The organism is Hydrogenophaga laconesensis, assembly GCF_031457235.1.
In the GTDB taxonomy this organism is placed as follows: Bacteria; Pseudomonadota; Gammaproteobacteria; order Burkholderiales; family Burkholderiaceae_C; genus Hydrogenophaga; species Hydrogenophaga laconesensis.
Map to the genome: position 1 here is coordinate 41834 of NZ_JAVDWE010000009.1, position 13438 is coordinate 55271.

The 13438-nt window shown below is 66.7% G+C and carries 13 protein-coding genes; 5 read left to right on the top strand and 8 right to left on the bottom strand.

Going from position 1 to position 13438, the window contains the following annotated elements:
* Window positions 1-8: 8 nt before the first annotated feature.
* A complete protein-coding gene (locus J2X09_RS16010) occupies window positions 9-761 on the top strand; it encodes an alpha/beta fold hydrolase (RefSeq protein ID WP_204731277.1) in 753 nt (250 codons plus the stop codon).
* Between the two features lie 9 nt (window positions 762-770).
* The gene (locus tag J2X09_RS16015) at window positions 771-1511 is read left to right on the top strand and encodes a heparan-alpha-glucosaminide N-acetyltransferase (protein WP_204731276.1); all 741 of its coding nucleotides are present in this window, start codon (window positions 771-773) and stop codon (window positions 1509-1511) included.
* Window positions 1512-1567: 56 nt separating this feature from the next.
* Here the strand turns inward: J2X09_RS16015 and J2X09_RS16020 are convergent, their stop codons facing one another.
* From J2X09_RS16020 to J2X09_RS16030, 3 genes are all read right to left on the bottom strand, one after another.
* Window positions 1568-2347: a foldase protein PrsA gene (locus J2X09_RS16020; RefSeq protein ID WP_204731275.1), complete on the bottom strand. Its 780-nt coding sequence runs from the start codon at window positions 2345-2347 to the stop codon at window positions 1568-1570.
* Between the two features lie 98 nt (window positions 2348-2445).
* Window positions 2446-2724: a BolA family protein gene (locus J2X09_RS16025; protein WP_204731274.1), complete on the bottom strand. Its 279-nt coding sequence runs from the start codon at window positions 2722-2724 to the stop codon at window positions 2446-2448.
* A complete protein-coding gene (locus tag J2X09_RS16030; protein ID WP_204731273.1) occupies window positions 2721-3269 on the bottom strand; it encodes a septation protein A in 549 nt (182 codons plus the stop codon). The genes J2X09_RS16025 and J2X09_RS16030 overlap by 4 nt, the downstream gene beginning before the upstream one ends.
* Window positions 3270-3391: 122 nt before the next feature.
* Between J2X09_RS16030 and J2X09_RS16035 the strand changes: the two genes are divergently transcribed.
* Window positions 3392-4351 carry a YcjF family protein gene (locus tag J2X09_RS16035; protein WP_204731272.1) on the top strand — a complete coding sequence of 320 codons (960 nt, stop codon included), beginning with the start codon at window positions 3392-3394 and terminating at the stop codon, window positions 4349-4351.
* Between the two features lie 209 nt (window positions 4352-4560).
* Here J2X09_RS16035 and J2X09_RS16040 read toward each other — a convergent pair whose 3' ends face one another.
* The 5 genes from J2X09_RS16040 to J2X09_RS16060 all read right to left on the bottom strand — a co-directional run bounded on the left by J2X09_RS16040 (window position 4561) and on the right by J2X09_RS16060 (window position 9556).
* Window positions 4561-5586, bottom strand: coding sequence for an LLM class flavin-dependent oxidoreductase (locus J2X09_RS16040; protein ID WP_204731271.1), 1026 nt, complete (start codon window positions 5584-5586; stop codon window positions 4561-4563).
* The gene (gene cysK, locus J2X09_RS16045; RefSeq protein ID WP_204731270.1) at window positions 5583-6503 is read right to left on the bottom strand and encodes a cysteine synthase A; all 921 of its coding nucleotides are present in this window, start codon (window positions 6501-6503) and stop codon (window positions 5583-5585) included. The genes J2X09_RS16040 and cysK overlap by 4 nt, the downstream gene beginning before the upstream one ends.
* On the bottom strand, window positions 6500-6919 hold the full coding sequence (gene msrB, locus J2X09_RS16050) for a peptide-methionine (R)-S-oxide reductase MsrB (RefSeq protein ID WP_204731269.1): 420 nt from the start codon (window positions 6917-6919) through the stop codon (window positions 6500-6502). Before msrB ends, cysK begins: the two co-directional genes overlap by 4 nt.
* 121 nt (window positions 6920-7040) lie before the next feature.
* Window positions 7041-8558: a protein adenylyltransferase SelO gene (locus J2X09_RS16055; RefSeq protein WP_374726511.1), complete on the bottom strand. Its 1518-nt coding sequence runs from the start codon at window positions 8556-8558 to the stop codon at window positions 7041-7043.
* Between the two features lie 14 nt (window positions 8559-8572).
* A complete protein-coding gene (locus J2X09_RS16060) occupies window positions 8573-9556 on the bottom strand; it encodes an AraC family transcriptional regulator (RefSeq protein ID WP_204731267.1) in 984 nt (327 codons plus the stop codon).
* Window positions 9557-9780: 224 nt separating this feature from the next.
* Here J2X09_RS16060 and J2X09_RS16065 point away from each other — a divergent pair, with 224 nt between their 5' ends.
* The gene (locus tag J2X09_RS16065; protein WP_204731266.1) at window positions 9781-11505 is read left to right on the top strand and encodes a carboxylesterase/lipase family protein; all 1725 of its coding nucleotides are present in this window, start codon (window positions 9781-9783) and stop codon (window positions 11503-11505) included.
* A gap of 186 nt (window positions 11506-11691) precedes the next feature.
* Complete coding sequence (locus J2X09_RS16070) at window positions 11692-13335, top strand: 3-(methylthio)propionyl-CoA ligase (RefSeq protein ID WP_204731921.1); 1644 nt, start codon at window positions 11692-11694, stop codon at window positions 13333-13335.
* Window positions 13336-13438 lie beyond the last annotated feature (103 nt).

Below are 13438 nucleotides of genomic sequence, written 5' to 3' on the forward strand. Positions count from 1 at the left end.
GAACGCCCATGCCCCCAAGCCCCGACACCGCAAAACCCGCCATCGTGCTCGTTCACGGGGCCTGGCATGGCGCCTGGTGCTGGCGCCGCGTGCTGCCGCTGTTGCGCGGTGCGGACGTGGAAACGCACGCGGTCACGCTCACCGGCGTGGGCGAGCGCGCCCACCTGCTGAGTCCGTCTGTCGATCTGCATACCCACATCGAGGATGTGTTCGGTCTCATCGAGGCGGAGGAGCTGCAGCGCGTGGTGCTGGTCGGCCACAGCTATGCCGGCGTTGTGATCACCGGTGTGGCAGACCGCCTGCAGCGCGAGCGACCGGGTTCGCTGGCCCATCTGGTCTTCCTCGACGCCGCCGTGCCGTACCCCGGTGACAGCTGGAGCAGCCACCAGTCGGCGGAGACGCGCCAGGCGCGCATTGAAGCGTCCAGGCCCAGCGGCGGCCTGAGTTTCCCGCCGCCAGATGCCTCGATCTTCGGGTTGGACGGCGCGGACCGCGACTGGGTCAACCGGCGCCAGACGCCACAACCCTTCCGGCTGTACCAGCAGCCGCTCGACTACAGCGGCGAAGCCGTTGCTGCGGTGCCCCGCACGTTCATCGATTGCACCTCGCCCGCGCTGCCCACCATCGCGCCCGCACGCAAGCGCGTGCGCAGCGAGCCCGGCTGGCAGGTGCTGGAACTGGCCACCGGCCACGACCCGATGATTAGCGAACCCAGGGCGCTGGCCGACATGCTGCTGGGCATCCAGCGCGCATCGGCCTGACGCCGCGCCATGGCACGGCGCCTCGACCGGATCGACCTGCTGCGCGCGGCGGCCATGCTGTGGATGACCGCTTTCCACTTCTGCTTCGACCTGAACTTCTTCGGGCTGATCCAGGAGAACTTCTACCGCGACCCGTTCTGGACCGGCCAGCGCACCGCCATCGTCAGCCTGTTCCTGTTCACGGCCGGTCTGTCGCAGGCGGTGGCGGTGCACCAGCAGCAGAGCTGGGCGCGCTTCTGGAAGCGCTGGCTGCAGGTGGCCGGCGCGGCGCTGCTGGTGACGGCGGGATCGGTGGCGATGTTTCCGAAGAGCTTCATCTACTTCGGCGTGCTGCACGGCATCGCGGTGATGCTCATCATCGTGCGCGCCACGGCGGGCTGGGGTGCATGGCTGTGGGTGCTCGGGGCTGCCGCGATCGCCCTGAAGTGGGCCGCACCGCCCGCGATGACCATCTGGCCTGCGCTGGGTGTGCTGAACGACACCTGGCTCAATTGGCTGGGTCTGATTGATCGCAAGCCCATCACCGAAGACTATGTGCCGCTCATTCCCTGGCTCGGTGCGATGTGGTGGGGCATGGCCGCGGGTCAGTGGGCGCTGCGCCACCGGCCGATGTGGCTGGGTGCGAATGACGCCCCGGCCACCGGCGTGAAGCGTGGCGTGATGAAGCTCGGGCAATGGAGCCTGTCCTACTACCTGCTGCACCAGCCGGTGATGATCGGTCTGCTGTGGCTGGCCGTGGGCCGCAGCTGAGGCGGGCAAAAAAAAGCGCGGCCGGGCCGCGCTTTCTGCATGGCGTGTAGCGGGCCTTACTGGACCTTGGCCTTCTCGCGCAGCGTCTTCTGGAACTCTGCCAGCTTCTGCTGCTGCATCTGCTGCTCGATCTGCGGCTTGACATCTTCCAGCTTGGGCAGTTCGGCGGTGCGCACGTCGTCCACGCGGATGATGTGCCAGCCAAACTGCGACTTCACCGGATCCTGCGTCATCTGACCTTTTTCCAGCTTGATCATGGCCTCGGAGAATTCGGGCACGTAGCTGGCGGCGGCGGCCCAGTCCAGGTCGCCACCGTTGGCACCGGATCCAGGGTCCTTGGACTGCTTCTTGGCAATCTCCTCGAACTTGCCGCCCTTCTTGAGGCTGGCGATGATGGCCTTGGCTTCGTCTTCCGTTTCCACGAGGATGTGGCGGGCGCGGTATTCCTTGCCCCCATTGGCCGCGACGAACTTGTCGTACTCGGCCTTCACGTCGGCGTCGGTCACCGGGTTCTTTTTCTGGAAGTCCGCGAACAATGCACGGATCATGATGGTCTGCCGGGCCAGTTCCATCTGGTTCTTGTAGTCGTCGGACGCGGCGATGCCACGCTTCTGCGCTTCCTGCATGAAGATCTCGCGCAGAACCACTTCTTCCTTGAGCTGGGCACGCACGTTGTCGTCCACCGGCCGGCCAGAGGCTGCGATCTGCTGCTCCAGCACCGCCAGACGGGCCGAGGGAACGGGCTTGCCGTTGACGATGGCCACGTTCTGGGCCAGAGCCCAGGGGGCAACCGTGATGAGCGCAGCCGCAGTAAGGGCCGTCAGGGGAAATTTCATGGTGTTCCTCGGAAGAAAAAAAGTTGGAGCCACAGCGTAGGGTGTGGTTTCAGCGAACAGGTATCAGAACGTAGCGGCTGAAAGAATTTGTCGGGGCTTCAGGCCTTGATTTCGATGGCCAGCGCGTGCAGGCCGGCATCGGTGAATTGGCGCAGCGCATCATACACAAGGCGGTGCTGCGCGACGCGGCTGCGGCCCGCGAACGCAGGCCCGCCAATGCGCACACGGAAATGGGTGCCGTAGCCCAGGCCATTGGCGCCCGCATGGCCCGCGTGGGCGGCGCTTTCGTCGAGCACGTCCAGCACGGTCGGGGCAAGCGACTCACGCAGCACCGCCTCGATCGTTCCGGCGGTGGGCACCACAGGTGTGTCGCTCATGGCTTCTTCTCCACGGCGTCGTCTTCTTTCAGGTAGCGCGCGATGTAGAGGCCCTGCCCGACGATGAAGACCACCGGGAACACATAGCCCCAGAGCTTGAAGTTCACCCAGTCTTCGGTGGAGTAGTACGCCGCCACATAGGCGTTGATGCCTGCCATGAACAGGAAGTAGCCGACCCAGGCCGCCGTGAGACGCGCCCAGACGTTGGCTGGCAGGTTGAGCTGGCTGCCCAGCAGGATCTGCAGGAAGTTCTTCTTCCAGATCCACAGTGCGGCGGCGAGCACGATGGCCATGCTGGCGTACAGCACCGTGGGTTTCCACTTGATGAAGCGCTCGTCGTGCAGCAGCAGCGTGAGCGCGCCGAACACCAGCACCAGCACCAGCGTCACCTTGTGCAGGGTCTGCAGCTTGCGGTCGATCGCATAGATGACACCCGTCTGGACCAGGGTGGCCACCATCAGCACCCCAGTGGCCGTGTAGATGTCGGCCATCTTGTAGGCGATCACGAAAAGGGCGATGGGAAAGAAGTCGATGAGAAAGCGCATGGCGCGATTATCGGGCTTGGTCCTGGCCCATCCTTAGGCGGGGCTTTGGAACTTGCCGCCCCGCACAGGCTCTCTATCGTGTCTGTCTTTCCGATTCATCCTTTTCAGGAGCCATTTCCCGCATGACCCCACAGGAACAGCAGTCCATCCTCACCATTGCCCTGCTGGCCGCGTTTGCCGATGGCAGCAAGGCCGACACCGAGCGGGAGGCGATCCGGCGCATGACGGAAACCCTGCCGCACGAATCGGGTGGCCCCATGCTGGTGCGTCTGTATCAGGACGTGCTGCTCAAGCGCGTTTCGCTGGCCGATGCCGTGGCAGGCCTGCAGGACGCCGGCCAACGGCAGCTGGCGTATGAAATGGCGGTGTGCGTCTGCGATGCCGACGGTCGGCAGAGCCCGCCTGAAACGGCTTTTCTCGCGGACCTGAAGAACCGCCTGAAGCTGGACGCCAGCGAGGCTGCAGCGTTCGACCGTGAGGCCGATGCCATCGTGGACGCCGCCGAAAAGGGCGTGCCCGCGAAGGCTCCTGTCGCACCACCGGTGGTGGCCGCCACCGTGGCGCCTGGCGTCGATCTGGACAAATCGATCCTCAACCACGCCTTGCTCAACGGCGCGCTGGAGTTGCTGCCCCAGTCCTGGGCCTCGATGGCCATCATCCCGCTGCAGGTGAAGATGGTGTACGCCATCGGCAAGGCGCACGGCGTCGAACTGGACCAGGGCCATATCCGCGAATTCATCGCGGCGGTGGGTGTGGGCCTGACCTCGCAATACCTCGAACAGTTCGGCCGCAAGTTGTTGGGTGGACTGCTCGGGAAGGCCGCCGGGCGCACCGTGGGCCGCATGGGGGGCGCGGCCACCGGCATGGCGTTCTCCTTCGCCACCACCTATGCGCTGGGCCAGGTGGCCAAACGCTACTACGCAGGGGGCCGGGTCATGAGCACCGAACTGCTCAGGCAGACCTTCCAGGACCTGCTGGGGCCGGCCAAGCAGATGCAGGCGCAGTACCTGCCGCAGATCCAGCAGAAGGCCGCATCGCTGGACGCTGGCCAGGTGATGCAGATGGTGCGCGGCGGGGTCTGAGGCCTCAGATCCAGCGCCGGACCTGTGCCCTGCAGATGTCGAAGCCGGGGCTGAAGCGCACGCTCTTCCGGGCGGATCTGGAACACCGTCAGGTACACGGCGAACACGGGCAGCACGATGAACGCGGTGGTGCAGGGCTGGAAGTGAATTGGTGCACCGAGCTTAAAGTCCGTAGCTGCTACGGACTCAAGCGCTGGCGCATCGTTCACTCAGGCCGGCTGCGCGACGCTCGCCGGGGTGGCCATGGCTTCTGCCGTCAGGGTCATTGAGCGCAGGCGCAGGTCGGGATCGAACAGGTCGCTCACGATCATGAACTCATCCGCCTGCGTCACCTGGGCGAGGGACTGCAGGCCTTCGCGCACGGTATCGGGCCCGCCGATCACGGCCGCTGCCAGGAAGTCGGCAATGGCCGCCTGCTCCTGTGGGTGCAGGTTTTGCATGAAGCCCTTCACCGGCGGCGGCAACTGGCCGCGACGGCCGGTGATGATGCCCAGCACGCGCTGGTAGGTGCTGCTCGCGAGGAACTCCGCCTCCTCATCGGTGGGCGCCGCCACCAGCGGCACGCCGACGATGGCATAGGGTTCGGCCAGCGTTGCCGAAGGCTGGAAATGCGTGCGGTAGACGTTGAGCGCCTGCAGCAGCAGGCGCGGCGCGAAGTGCGAGGCGAAGGCGTAGGGCAGGCCGCGCTCGGCCGCCAGTTGGGCCGAGAACAGGCTGGAGCCCAGCAGCCAGATTGGCACATTGGTGCCCGCGCCAGGGTTGGCCACCAGGCGCTGCCCGGGCGAGGCAGGGCCCAGCAGCTGCTGCAGCTCGGCGACATCGCGCGGGAAGTCGGCCTCGGTCTCCACGCGGTCGCGGCGCAGGGCGCGCATGGTGTGTGGGTCGGTGCCGGGTGCGCGGCCCAGCCCCAGGTCGATGCGGCCCGGGTAGAGCTCGGCCAGTGTGCCGAAGGCCTCGGCCACGACCAGGGGCGCGTGATTGGGCAGCATGATGCCGCCGGAGCCGATGCGCATGCGCTGCGTGCCGCCCGCGATGTGGCCGATCAGCACGGCGGTGGCGGAGCTGGCGATACCGCTCATGTTGTGGTGCTCGGCGAGCCAGTAGCGCGTGAAGCCCAGCGATTCGGCGTGCCGGGCCGTGCGCAGCGCGATGGACAGCGCGTCGGCCACGGTGCCGCCTTCGCGCACGGCCACCAGATCGAGCATGGAGAGGCGGATGTCTTTGAGCTGTTTCATGCCGGCAGGAACCCCTCGATCGACAGATAACGCTCGCCGGTGTCGTAGTTGAAACCGAGCACCACGGCATGGGCGGGCAACTCGGGCAGCTTCTGAGAGATGGCGGCGAGCGTGGCGCCAGAGGAAATTCCCACGAGGATGCCTTCCTCCCGCGCGCAGCGGCGTGCCATCTCGCGCGCGGGTTCGGCATCGACCTGGATCACGCCGTCGAGCAGGCTGGTGTCCAGGTTGTTGGGCACGAAGCCCGCACCGATGCCCTGGATGGGGTGGGGCGAGGGCGCACCGCCGGAGATGACGGGCGAAGCCGCCGGCTCCACCGCGAACACCTGGAGCCTGGGCCAGCGCTTCTTCAGCACGCGAGCCACACCGGTGATGTGGCCCCCCGTGCCCACGCCGGTGATCAGCACGTCAATGCCCTCGGGAAAGTCGGCGGCGATTTCTTCGGCCGTGGTGCGCACGTGCACGTCCACGTTGGCCGGGTTGTTGAACTGCTGCGGCATCCAGGCGCCGGGCGTGCTGGCCACGATCTCCTCGGCGCGGGCGATGGAGCCTTTCATGCCCTTCTCGCGCGGCGTGAGATCGAAGGTGGCGCCATAGGCCAGCATGAGGCGGCGGCGCTCGACGGACATGCTGTCGGGCATGACCAGGATCAGCTTGTAGCCCTTCACCGCGGCCACCATGGCCAGGCCGATACCGGTGTTTCCGGACGTGGGTTCCACAATGGTGCCGCCCGGTTTGAGTGCGCCGGAGCGTTCGGCGTCTTCCACCATGGCCAGGGCGATGCGGTCCTTGATCGAGCCACCGGGGTTGCTGCGTTCGGATTTCACCCACACTTGCTGGCTGGCGTTGCCGAACAGGCGTTGCAGGCGAACATGTGGCGTCTTGCCGATGGTCTCGAGGATGCTCTGGGCTTTCATGGCGTTTCCTTCCCGGGTTGGAACTCCAGCGATGCGGAGTTCATGCAATAGCGCAGGCCGGTGGGCGCCGGGCCGTCTTCGAACACATGGCCCAGGTGCGAGCCGCACTGGCTGCACACGGTTTCCACGCGGACCATGCCGTGGCTGCGGTCGGTGATTTCGGTGATGGCGCCGGGCACTGCCAGCGAGAAGCTGGGCCAGCCGCAACCCGCGTCGAATTTGGTGTCGGCATCGAACAGCTTGTTGCCGCAGCATATGCAGTGGTAGCTGCCATCGGCCCACACCCGTTCGTACTTGCCGGTGAACGGCCGTTCGGTGTGCGCATGGCGCGTCACGTCGAAGGCGCGGGGCTCGGCGCCCTTGGCCGCCAGCACTTCGCGCCACTCGGCTTCGGTTTTCTGGATGGGAAAGCTCATGCAATTTCCTTTCGATGGTTCATATGACGCTGTTCCTTCGAGAGGTGCCACGGAGCCGGCTTGGCCGGGCCGCAGGCACCGCCCCCTTTGAGGGGGGCGCGCGAAGCGCGGCGGGGGTGTTTCACGACGAACAGCTGATTTCGATCTGGCTGGCCCAGTCGGGCGGGAAGGCGGCCAGGTCTTCCTGGCCGGGAAGCTCTTCAAATGGGTGCTCCAGCGCGTTTTGCAACCGGGCCAGTTCGCTGAAGTCGCCCTGCTTCGCGCGCTGGATCGCGATCTCGCCCAGGTGGTTGCGCAGCACCACGTTCGGGTTGGTCTGCAGCATGCGCGCCTGCGTCGCGGCAGCGTCGAAACCAGGTTGCGACTGCAGGCGATCGCGCCAGCGTGTGGCCCAGGTGTCGAAGACCTCGCGCTGCAGGAACAGGTCACGGACCGACTCGATCGGCCCCGCGACCGCGTGGCTCAGGCGTCGCCAGAAGATGGTGAAGTCCACCGCGTCGGCGGCCATCAGCTTCATGAGGGACTCGGTGAGATCGGCATCGCCGTCTTCCACGCGGGTCAGCCCGAGCTTGTCGTTCATGCGGCGCTGCAGGGCGGCCGGCATCAGCGCCTTGTAGGGCTCGAGCGCGTCCAGCGCCTGCTGCTGGTCGTCCATCAGTGGCAGCAGAGCCTGGCCCAGCGCGAACAGGTTCCAGTAGGCGATGTTGGGCTGGCGGTTGTAGGCGTAGCGCCCGCCGGTGTCGGAGTGGTTGCAGATGTGGCCCGGGTTGAACGCATCGAGGAACTGGAACGGACCGTAGTCGATGGTCAGGCCCAGGATGCTCATGTTGTCGGTGTTCATCACGCCGTGGCAGAAGCCCACCGCCTGCCATTGCGCCACCATCCCCGCGGTGCGCGCGCTCACGGCTTCGAGCAGCGCGGCATAGGCGCTGCCCGGCACCTCGCGGCAGGCCGGATAGAAACGGTCGATGACGTAGTCCGCCAGCTGCCGCAGCTCGTCGTGCAGGCCATGGTGCGAGAAGTGCTCGAAGTGGCCAAAGCGGATGAAGCTGGGCGCCACGCGGGTGACGACCGCCGCGGTCTCGATCTCCTCGCGGCGCACCGGCGCAGGCGATCCTGTCACGCACAGCGCGCGGCTGGTGGGAATGCCCAGCGCGTGCATGGCCTCGCTGCACAGGAACTCGCGGATCGAGCTGCGCAGCACGGCGCGGCCATCGCCCATGCGGGAATAGGGCGTGAGGCCCGCGCCCTTGAGTTGCACCTCCTGTGGGCCGGACCCGGCATCGACCTCGCCCAGCAGGATGGCCCGGCCATCGCCGAGCTGGCCGGCCCAGTGGCCGAACTGGTGGCCGCTGTACACACTGGCCAGCGGCTGCGTGCCGGCGATCGGCAGGTTGCCGGTAAAGGCATCGAGGGCGGCCGGGGATGCGAGCCATGCGCGGTCCAGCCCCAGCAGATCGGCCACCGCCGGGCTCGTGCCGACCCAGTGGGGCGAGGGCAGGGGCGTCGGGGGGCGGTGTGAATAGAAGGCTTCGCCCAACTGGGCAAAGCGGTTGTTCCAGGGCAGGCCCAGATCGAGGGATGCGGCCATGTCGACGGGTCGGTTCATGCCGGTCATTGTCTCCCTCGGGGCCGACATGGGCGGGCGCAGGGTCAATCCGGCTCGGCGAGCGGCTCGTTTTCAAGCAGCCGTGTGCGGTACTGACCCGGCGACACGCCAAACCACCGCTTGCTGGCGCGGAAGAAGTTGCTCTGGTCGGCAAAGCCCAGCAGGTCGGCCACCTGGCTGAGGGGGTAGCGGTCTTCGGCCAGGTACTTCTGGGCCAGGTCGCGCCGGGCATCGTCCAGCAGTTGCTGGAAGTTCGTGTCCTCTTCGCGCAGACGGCGCTGCAGGGTGCGGTCGGCCATGGCCAGGCTGCTGGCGATGTCTTCGCGGCGCGGTTCGCCCAGGTGCAGGCGGTGGATGATTTCCTCGGTGACGCGATGCCCCACGCTGGCGTGGCCCAGCCGCACCAGGCGCGACTCGGTCACGCGCTGGTGCATGTCGAACAGCACCGGGTCGCTGGAGAGCAGGGGCATTTCCAGGTCGGCGTTGGTCAGCAGCAGCCGTATGCGCGGCTGGCCGAAGCGCACGGGGCAGCCAAACGCCTGCACGTAAGGCGCTGCGTCGGCCGGTTCGGGGTAGCAGAATTCGACCGCCAGTGGCTGCACGTCGCGTCGCGTGATCCACCGGCAGAGCGACGCCACCGTGAGCAGGCTGTATTCCAGCCGTTGCCGCGGCAGCGGGCGTGTATTGCCGATGAGGCCGAGCACGAGCCAGCAGTTGTTGCCCTCGGGCTCGAGTTCGAGCGTGATGGCGTCGGAGATGACCGCGTAGTACCGCGAGAGGTTGACCAGCCCGGCCTTGAGCGTGGGGCTGGCCAGCATGACGTAACCCACGGTGTCGAAATTGACAAAGCGGGCCGGCAGCCCGGGTTCCATGCCCAGCGCGGGGTTGCCCGACCAGGCCACGGCCAGTTCCCACAGCCGGGTGATCTCATCCACCTCGACGCGGCCGTCCGGATCGTTCAGCACGGTCTCATCGATGCCGGCACCGGCCAGCAGGCGGGGCGCATCCAGGCCCCGCGAGGCGAACATGTCGGTGAGGCATCTGACCCAGAGGGCGGAACTGCTTCTTCTGGGGGCGGTTTGGCGTCGTGAAGTCACTCGATTGGTCGTGTTGCGATAGCGGCGCTTCGGGCACCTATTTCTAGAATTTCCGCAGGATAGAGGGCGCCACCGGAAAGCTGGAATTCAACGGGATTTCAGCCGCCGGCGCAAGCGCTTTTCCGGGTTCGAACAAATACGACAGGAGACAAGACATGAACAGCGGCACCCGATGGTGGCTGGCGGGCACGGCCTGCCTCGTTCTCGCGGCCTGTGGCGGCGGTGGTTCCAGCGCCCCCCCGGAGGCGGCCGGGCCCGAAGTCCGGCAACTCGCGCAAGGTGCGGTCAAGGGCAGCAACGATGCGGCCACCCAGGGCACCTATTCATGGAAGGGCATTCCCTTTGCCCAGCCGCCGGTGGGCGCGCAGCGCTGGAAGGCCCCCGCGCCGGTGGCCACCTGGAGCGGCACGCGAGACGCCACGGTGTTTGGTGCCGCCTGCCTGCAGAACGGCCGCCTCTACGGCCCGGGCGCCAACAACCGCTACGACGCCACCATCGGCACGACGCTGAACACGCCGGTGGGCAGCGAAGACTGCCTGTTCCTCAACGTGTGGCGGCCGGCCACGGACGCCACGGGCCTGCCCGTCATCGTGTTCGTGCATGGCGGCAGCAACATCACTGGCTACACCGCCGATCCGATTTACGACGGCGCGGCCCTGGCGCGCGCCGCCAACGCGGTGGTCGTGACGCTCAACTACCGCCTGGGTGTGCTGGGCTTTTTCAATCTGCCGCAGTTGAAAGGCGGCGTGGACAGTGCCGAGGATTCGGGCAATTTCGCCCTGCTCGATATCGTGCAGGGCCTGCGCTTCGTGCAGCAGAACGCAGCGGCCTTCGGTGGCCACGCGGGCAACGTGACGCTGATGGGGCAGTCGGCGGGCGCGACCAATGTCTGGTCGCTGGTGGCGTCGCCGCTGGGCGCGGGCCTGTTCCACAAGGCGGTGCCGATCTCGGGCGGCATCTCGCTGGCCAGCAACCTGCCGCCGGGCACCATTCCCTCGCTCAACCCGGCCGCCACCTCGCTGGCGCAGGCCAACACCTTGCTGGCGCGCCTGCTCATCGCCGACGGACTGGCCTCCGACCTGACGAGCGCGCAGGCCTATGTCGCCACACAGTCGTCGGCGCAGGTGGCCGCCTACCTGCGCGGCAAGGCGGGGAGCGCCATCCTCACCACCTTGCTGACCAACGGCCTCACCGGTTCCGGGCCGATTCCTGACGGTGCGGTGCTGCCGCTGGACCCGATCTCGGCCATGGCCGCCGGCCACTACAACGCGGTGCCGGTGCTCGCGGGTACGACGCTGGAGGAGGGCAAGCTGTTCCCCAGCTTCCTGACCCTGCTCGGCGGTCCACCCGGCTTCATCATCACCGATGCCCAGCTGTTCGACCTGTGGGCCAGCTTCAACCCCGATGCGCCGACGCCGCTGACCGAAGGTGACATCCTCAACGCCGCCTACGTGCCCGCCAGCACACCGGTGACCGGCTGGACGGCGCGCGCCGCGCAGCTCACCGCCGCGTCCTTCAACGTCGGCCGCGACAACGTGCTCAACACGCTGCGGACGCGGCAGGCCGAGGTCTGGCACTACCAGTTCGACTGGGCCCAGCAACCCGCGCCATGGAACACCGTGTACGGCGCCGCGCATGCGTTCGATCTTCCGTTCCTGTTCGGTAACTTCGGGCCGTCGCTGTTCTCCAATGCGATCGGTGGCAACGCCAACCGGGGGGGTCGCCTGGCGCTGTCGGACCACATGATGGCCAGCCTGGGCAGCTTTGCCCGCACCGGCAACCCCAATCATGCCGTGCTGGGCGCAAGCTGGCAGCCGTGGCCCGCGCAGGTGCATTTCAATGCGTCGCAAACCAGCGCGCAGATCAGCACCACGCCTTGACAGGGATCAACCCGACCCACCGCCATTCACACCATTCGCCGCAACACCGTGTTGATGAGGGCAGGCCAATCGTGTCCCGCAATGGACACCGAGGGTATCTCCCATGGATATCCCCGGGGTGCTCCTGCAGGGCGAGCCGCTACGATGAGCGCCGACACCAACCCCCTCATCGACAGGAGATTTCCCATGCTGGGCCAGATGCAGAGCCAACCCCTTCTGATTTCGTCGCTGATCGTGCACGCCGAGCGGCACCACGCAGGTGGCGAGATCGTTTCCCGCCGGGTGGAGGGAGACATCCACCGAAGCAGCTGGGGCGAGATCGCGCGGCGTTCACGGCAGGTGGCGCACGCGATCGACAGCCTGAACCTCGAACAGGGCGATCGCGTGGCCACGCTGGCGTGGAACGGCTATCGCCATCTGGAACTGTATTTCGGCGTGAGCGGCACCGGCCGCGTGCTGCACACGCTCAATCCCCGCCTGCATCCCGAGCAACTGGTCTGGATCGTCAACCACGCGGAAGACCAGGCGCTCTGCTTCGACATGACCTTCCTGCCGCTGGTGAAGGCCGTGGCCGCGAAATGCCCCACGGTGAAACACTGGATTGCGCTGTGCGATGCCGACCAGCTTCCCGCCGACAGCGGCATCCCCGGCCTCAAGAGCTACGAGGCATGGATCGGCGCCCAGCCCGACACCTACGACTGGCCGACCTTCGACGAGAACTCCGCGTCGAGCATGTGCTACACCAGTGGCACCACGGGCAACCCCAAGGCCGCGCTGTATTCGCATCGCTCGACGCTGCTGCACGCGTTCGGCGCGGCACTGCCCGATGCCATGTGCCTCTCGGCGCGCGACAGCGTGCTGCCCGTGGTGCCGATGTTCCACGTCAATGCCTGGGGCCTGCCGTATGCGGCGGCGGCCGTTGGCTGCAAGCTGGTGTTTCCTGGCCCGGCGCTGGACGGCAAGTCGGTCTACGAACTTATCGAGGCCGAAAAGGTGACCATGGCCGCGGGCGTGCCCACCGTCTGGCAGATGCTGCTGGGCCACCTGCAGGCCAACAAGCTCAAGTTCAGCACGCTCAACCGCACCGTCATCGGCGGCTCCGCCTGCCCGCCGGCGATGATCAGCGCCTTCAACGACCAGTACGGCGTGGAGGTGCTGCACGCCTGGGGCATGACGGAGATGTCGCCGCTGGGCACAGTGTGCACGCTCAAGAACGCACAGCTCGCGCTGTCGCCAGAAGAGCAACTGAAGGTGCGCCTCAAGCAGGGCCGCGCGATCTTCGGTGCCGACATGAAGATCGTCAACGAGGCCGGCGAAGAGCTGCCATGGGATGGCAAGAGCTACGGCGACCTGCTGGTGCGCGGTCCCTGGATCATCGCCAGCTACTTCAAGGGCGAGGGCGGTGACCCGCTGCGCTACGACGCTCAGGGCCATGGCTGGTTCCCCACTGGTGACGTGGCCACCATCGATGCCGACGGCTTCATGCAGATCACCGACCGCAGCAAGGACGTGATCAAGTCCGGGGGTGAATGGATCAGTTCGATCGACGTGGAGAACATCGCGATGGCACATCCGTCCGTCGCCATGGCGGCCTGTGTCGGCATGAAGCACCCCAAGTGGGACGAACGCCCCATCGTGGTGGTGGTGAAGAAGCCCGGCACCGAACTCACACGAGAGGAACTTCTGGCGTTCTACGAGAACAAGATTGCCAAGTGGCAGATCCCCGATGACGTCGTTTTCGTGGACGCGATTCCACTCGGCGCCACCGGCAAGATGCAGAAGATGACCCTGCGGGAGCAGCTCAAGGACTACGTGCTGCCAGGGGCGTGAGCGCACCATCGCGCGGCGTTTTGTCGCCTGCGCGATAGAAGCCCGGGCAATCCCCTACGCTGCACCGCACCAGAAGCCTTTACGCTGCGTCATTCGATTCGTT

Excerpts from the sequence above, each read along its gene's own strand:
- J2X09_RS16035 (WP_204731272.1), top strand. The coding sequence starts at position 3,392 with ATGACCCCACAGGAACAGCAGTCCATCCTCACCATTGCCCTGCTGGCC.
- J2X09_RS16025 (WP_204731274.1), bottom strand. The coding sequence starts at position 2,724 with ATGAGCGACACACCTGTGGTGCCCACCGCCGGAACGATCGAGGCGGTG.
- cysK (WP_204731270.1), bottom strand. The coding sequence starts at position 6,503 with ATGAAAGCCCAGAGCATCCTCGAGACCATCGGCAAGACGCCACATGTT.
- J2X09_RS16055 (WP_374726511.1), bottom strand. The coding sequence starts at position 8,558 with ATGTCGGCCCCGAGGGAGACAATGACCGGCATGAACCGACCCGTCGAC.
- J2X09_RS16010 (WP_204731277.1), top strand. The coding sequence starts at position 9 with ATGCCCCCAAGCCCCGACACCGCAAAACCCGCCATCGTGCTCGTTCAC.
- J2X09_RS16060 (WP_204731267.1), bottom strand. The coding sequence starts at position 9,556 with ATGTTCGCCTCGCGGGGCCTGGATGCGCCCCGCCTGCTGGCCGGTGCC.
- J2X09_RS16030 (WP_204731273.1), bottom strand. The coding sequence starts at position 3,269 with ATGCGCTTTCTCATCGACTTCTTTCCCATCGCCCTTTTCGTGATCGCC.
- msrB (WP_204731269.1), bottom strand. The coding sequence starts at position 6,919 with ATGAGCTTTCCCATCCAGAAAACCGAAGCCGAGTGGCGCGAAGTGCTG.
- J2X09_RS16040 (WP_204731271.1), bottom strand. The coding sequence starts at position 5,586 with ATGAAACAGCTCAAAGACATCCGCCTCTCCATGCTCGATCTGGTGGCC.
- J2X09_RS16070 (WP_204731921.1), top strand. The coding sequence starts at position 11,692 with ATGCTGGGCCAGATGCAGAGCCAACCCCTTCTGATTTCGTCGCTGATC.
- J2X09_RS16065 (WP_204731266.1), top strand. The coding sequence starts at position 9,781 with ATGAACAGCGGCACCCGATGGTGGCTGGCGGGCACGGCCTGCCTCGTT.
- J2X09_RS16020 (WP_204731275.1), bottom strand. The coding sequence starts at position 2,347 with ATGAAATTTCCCCTGACGGCCCTTACTGCGGCTGCGCTCATCACGGTT.
- J2X09_RS16015 (WP_204731276.1), top strand. The coding sequence starts at position 771 with ATGGCACGGCGCCTCGACCGGATCGACCTGCTGCGCGCGGCGGCCATG.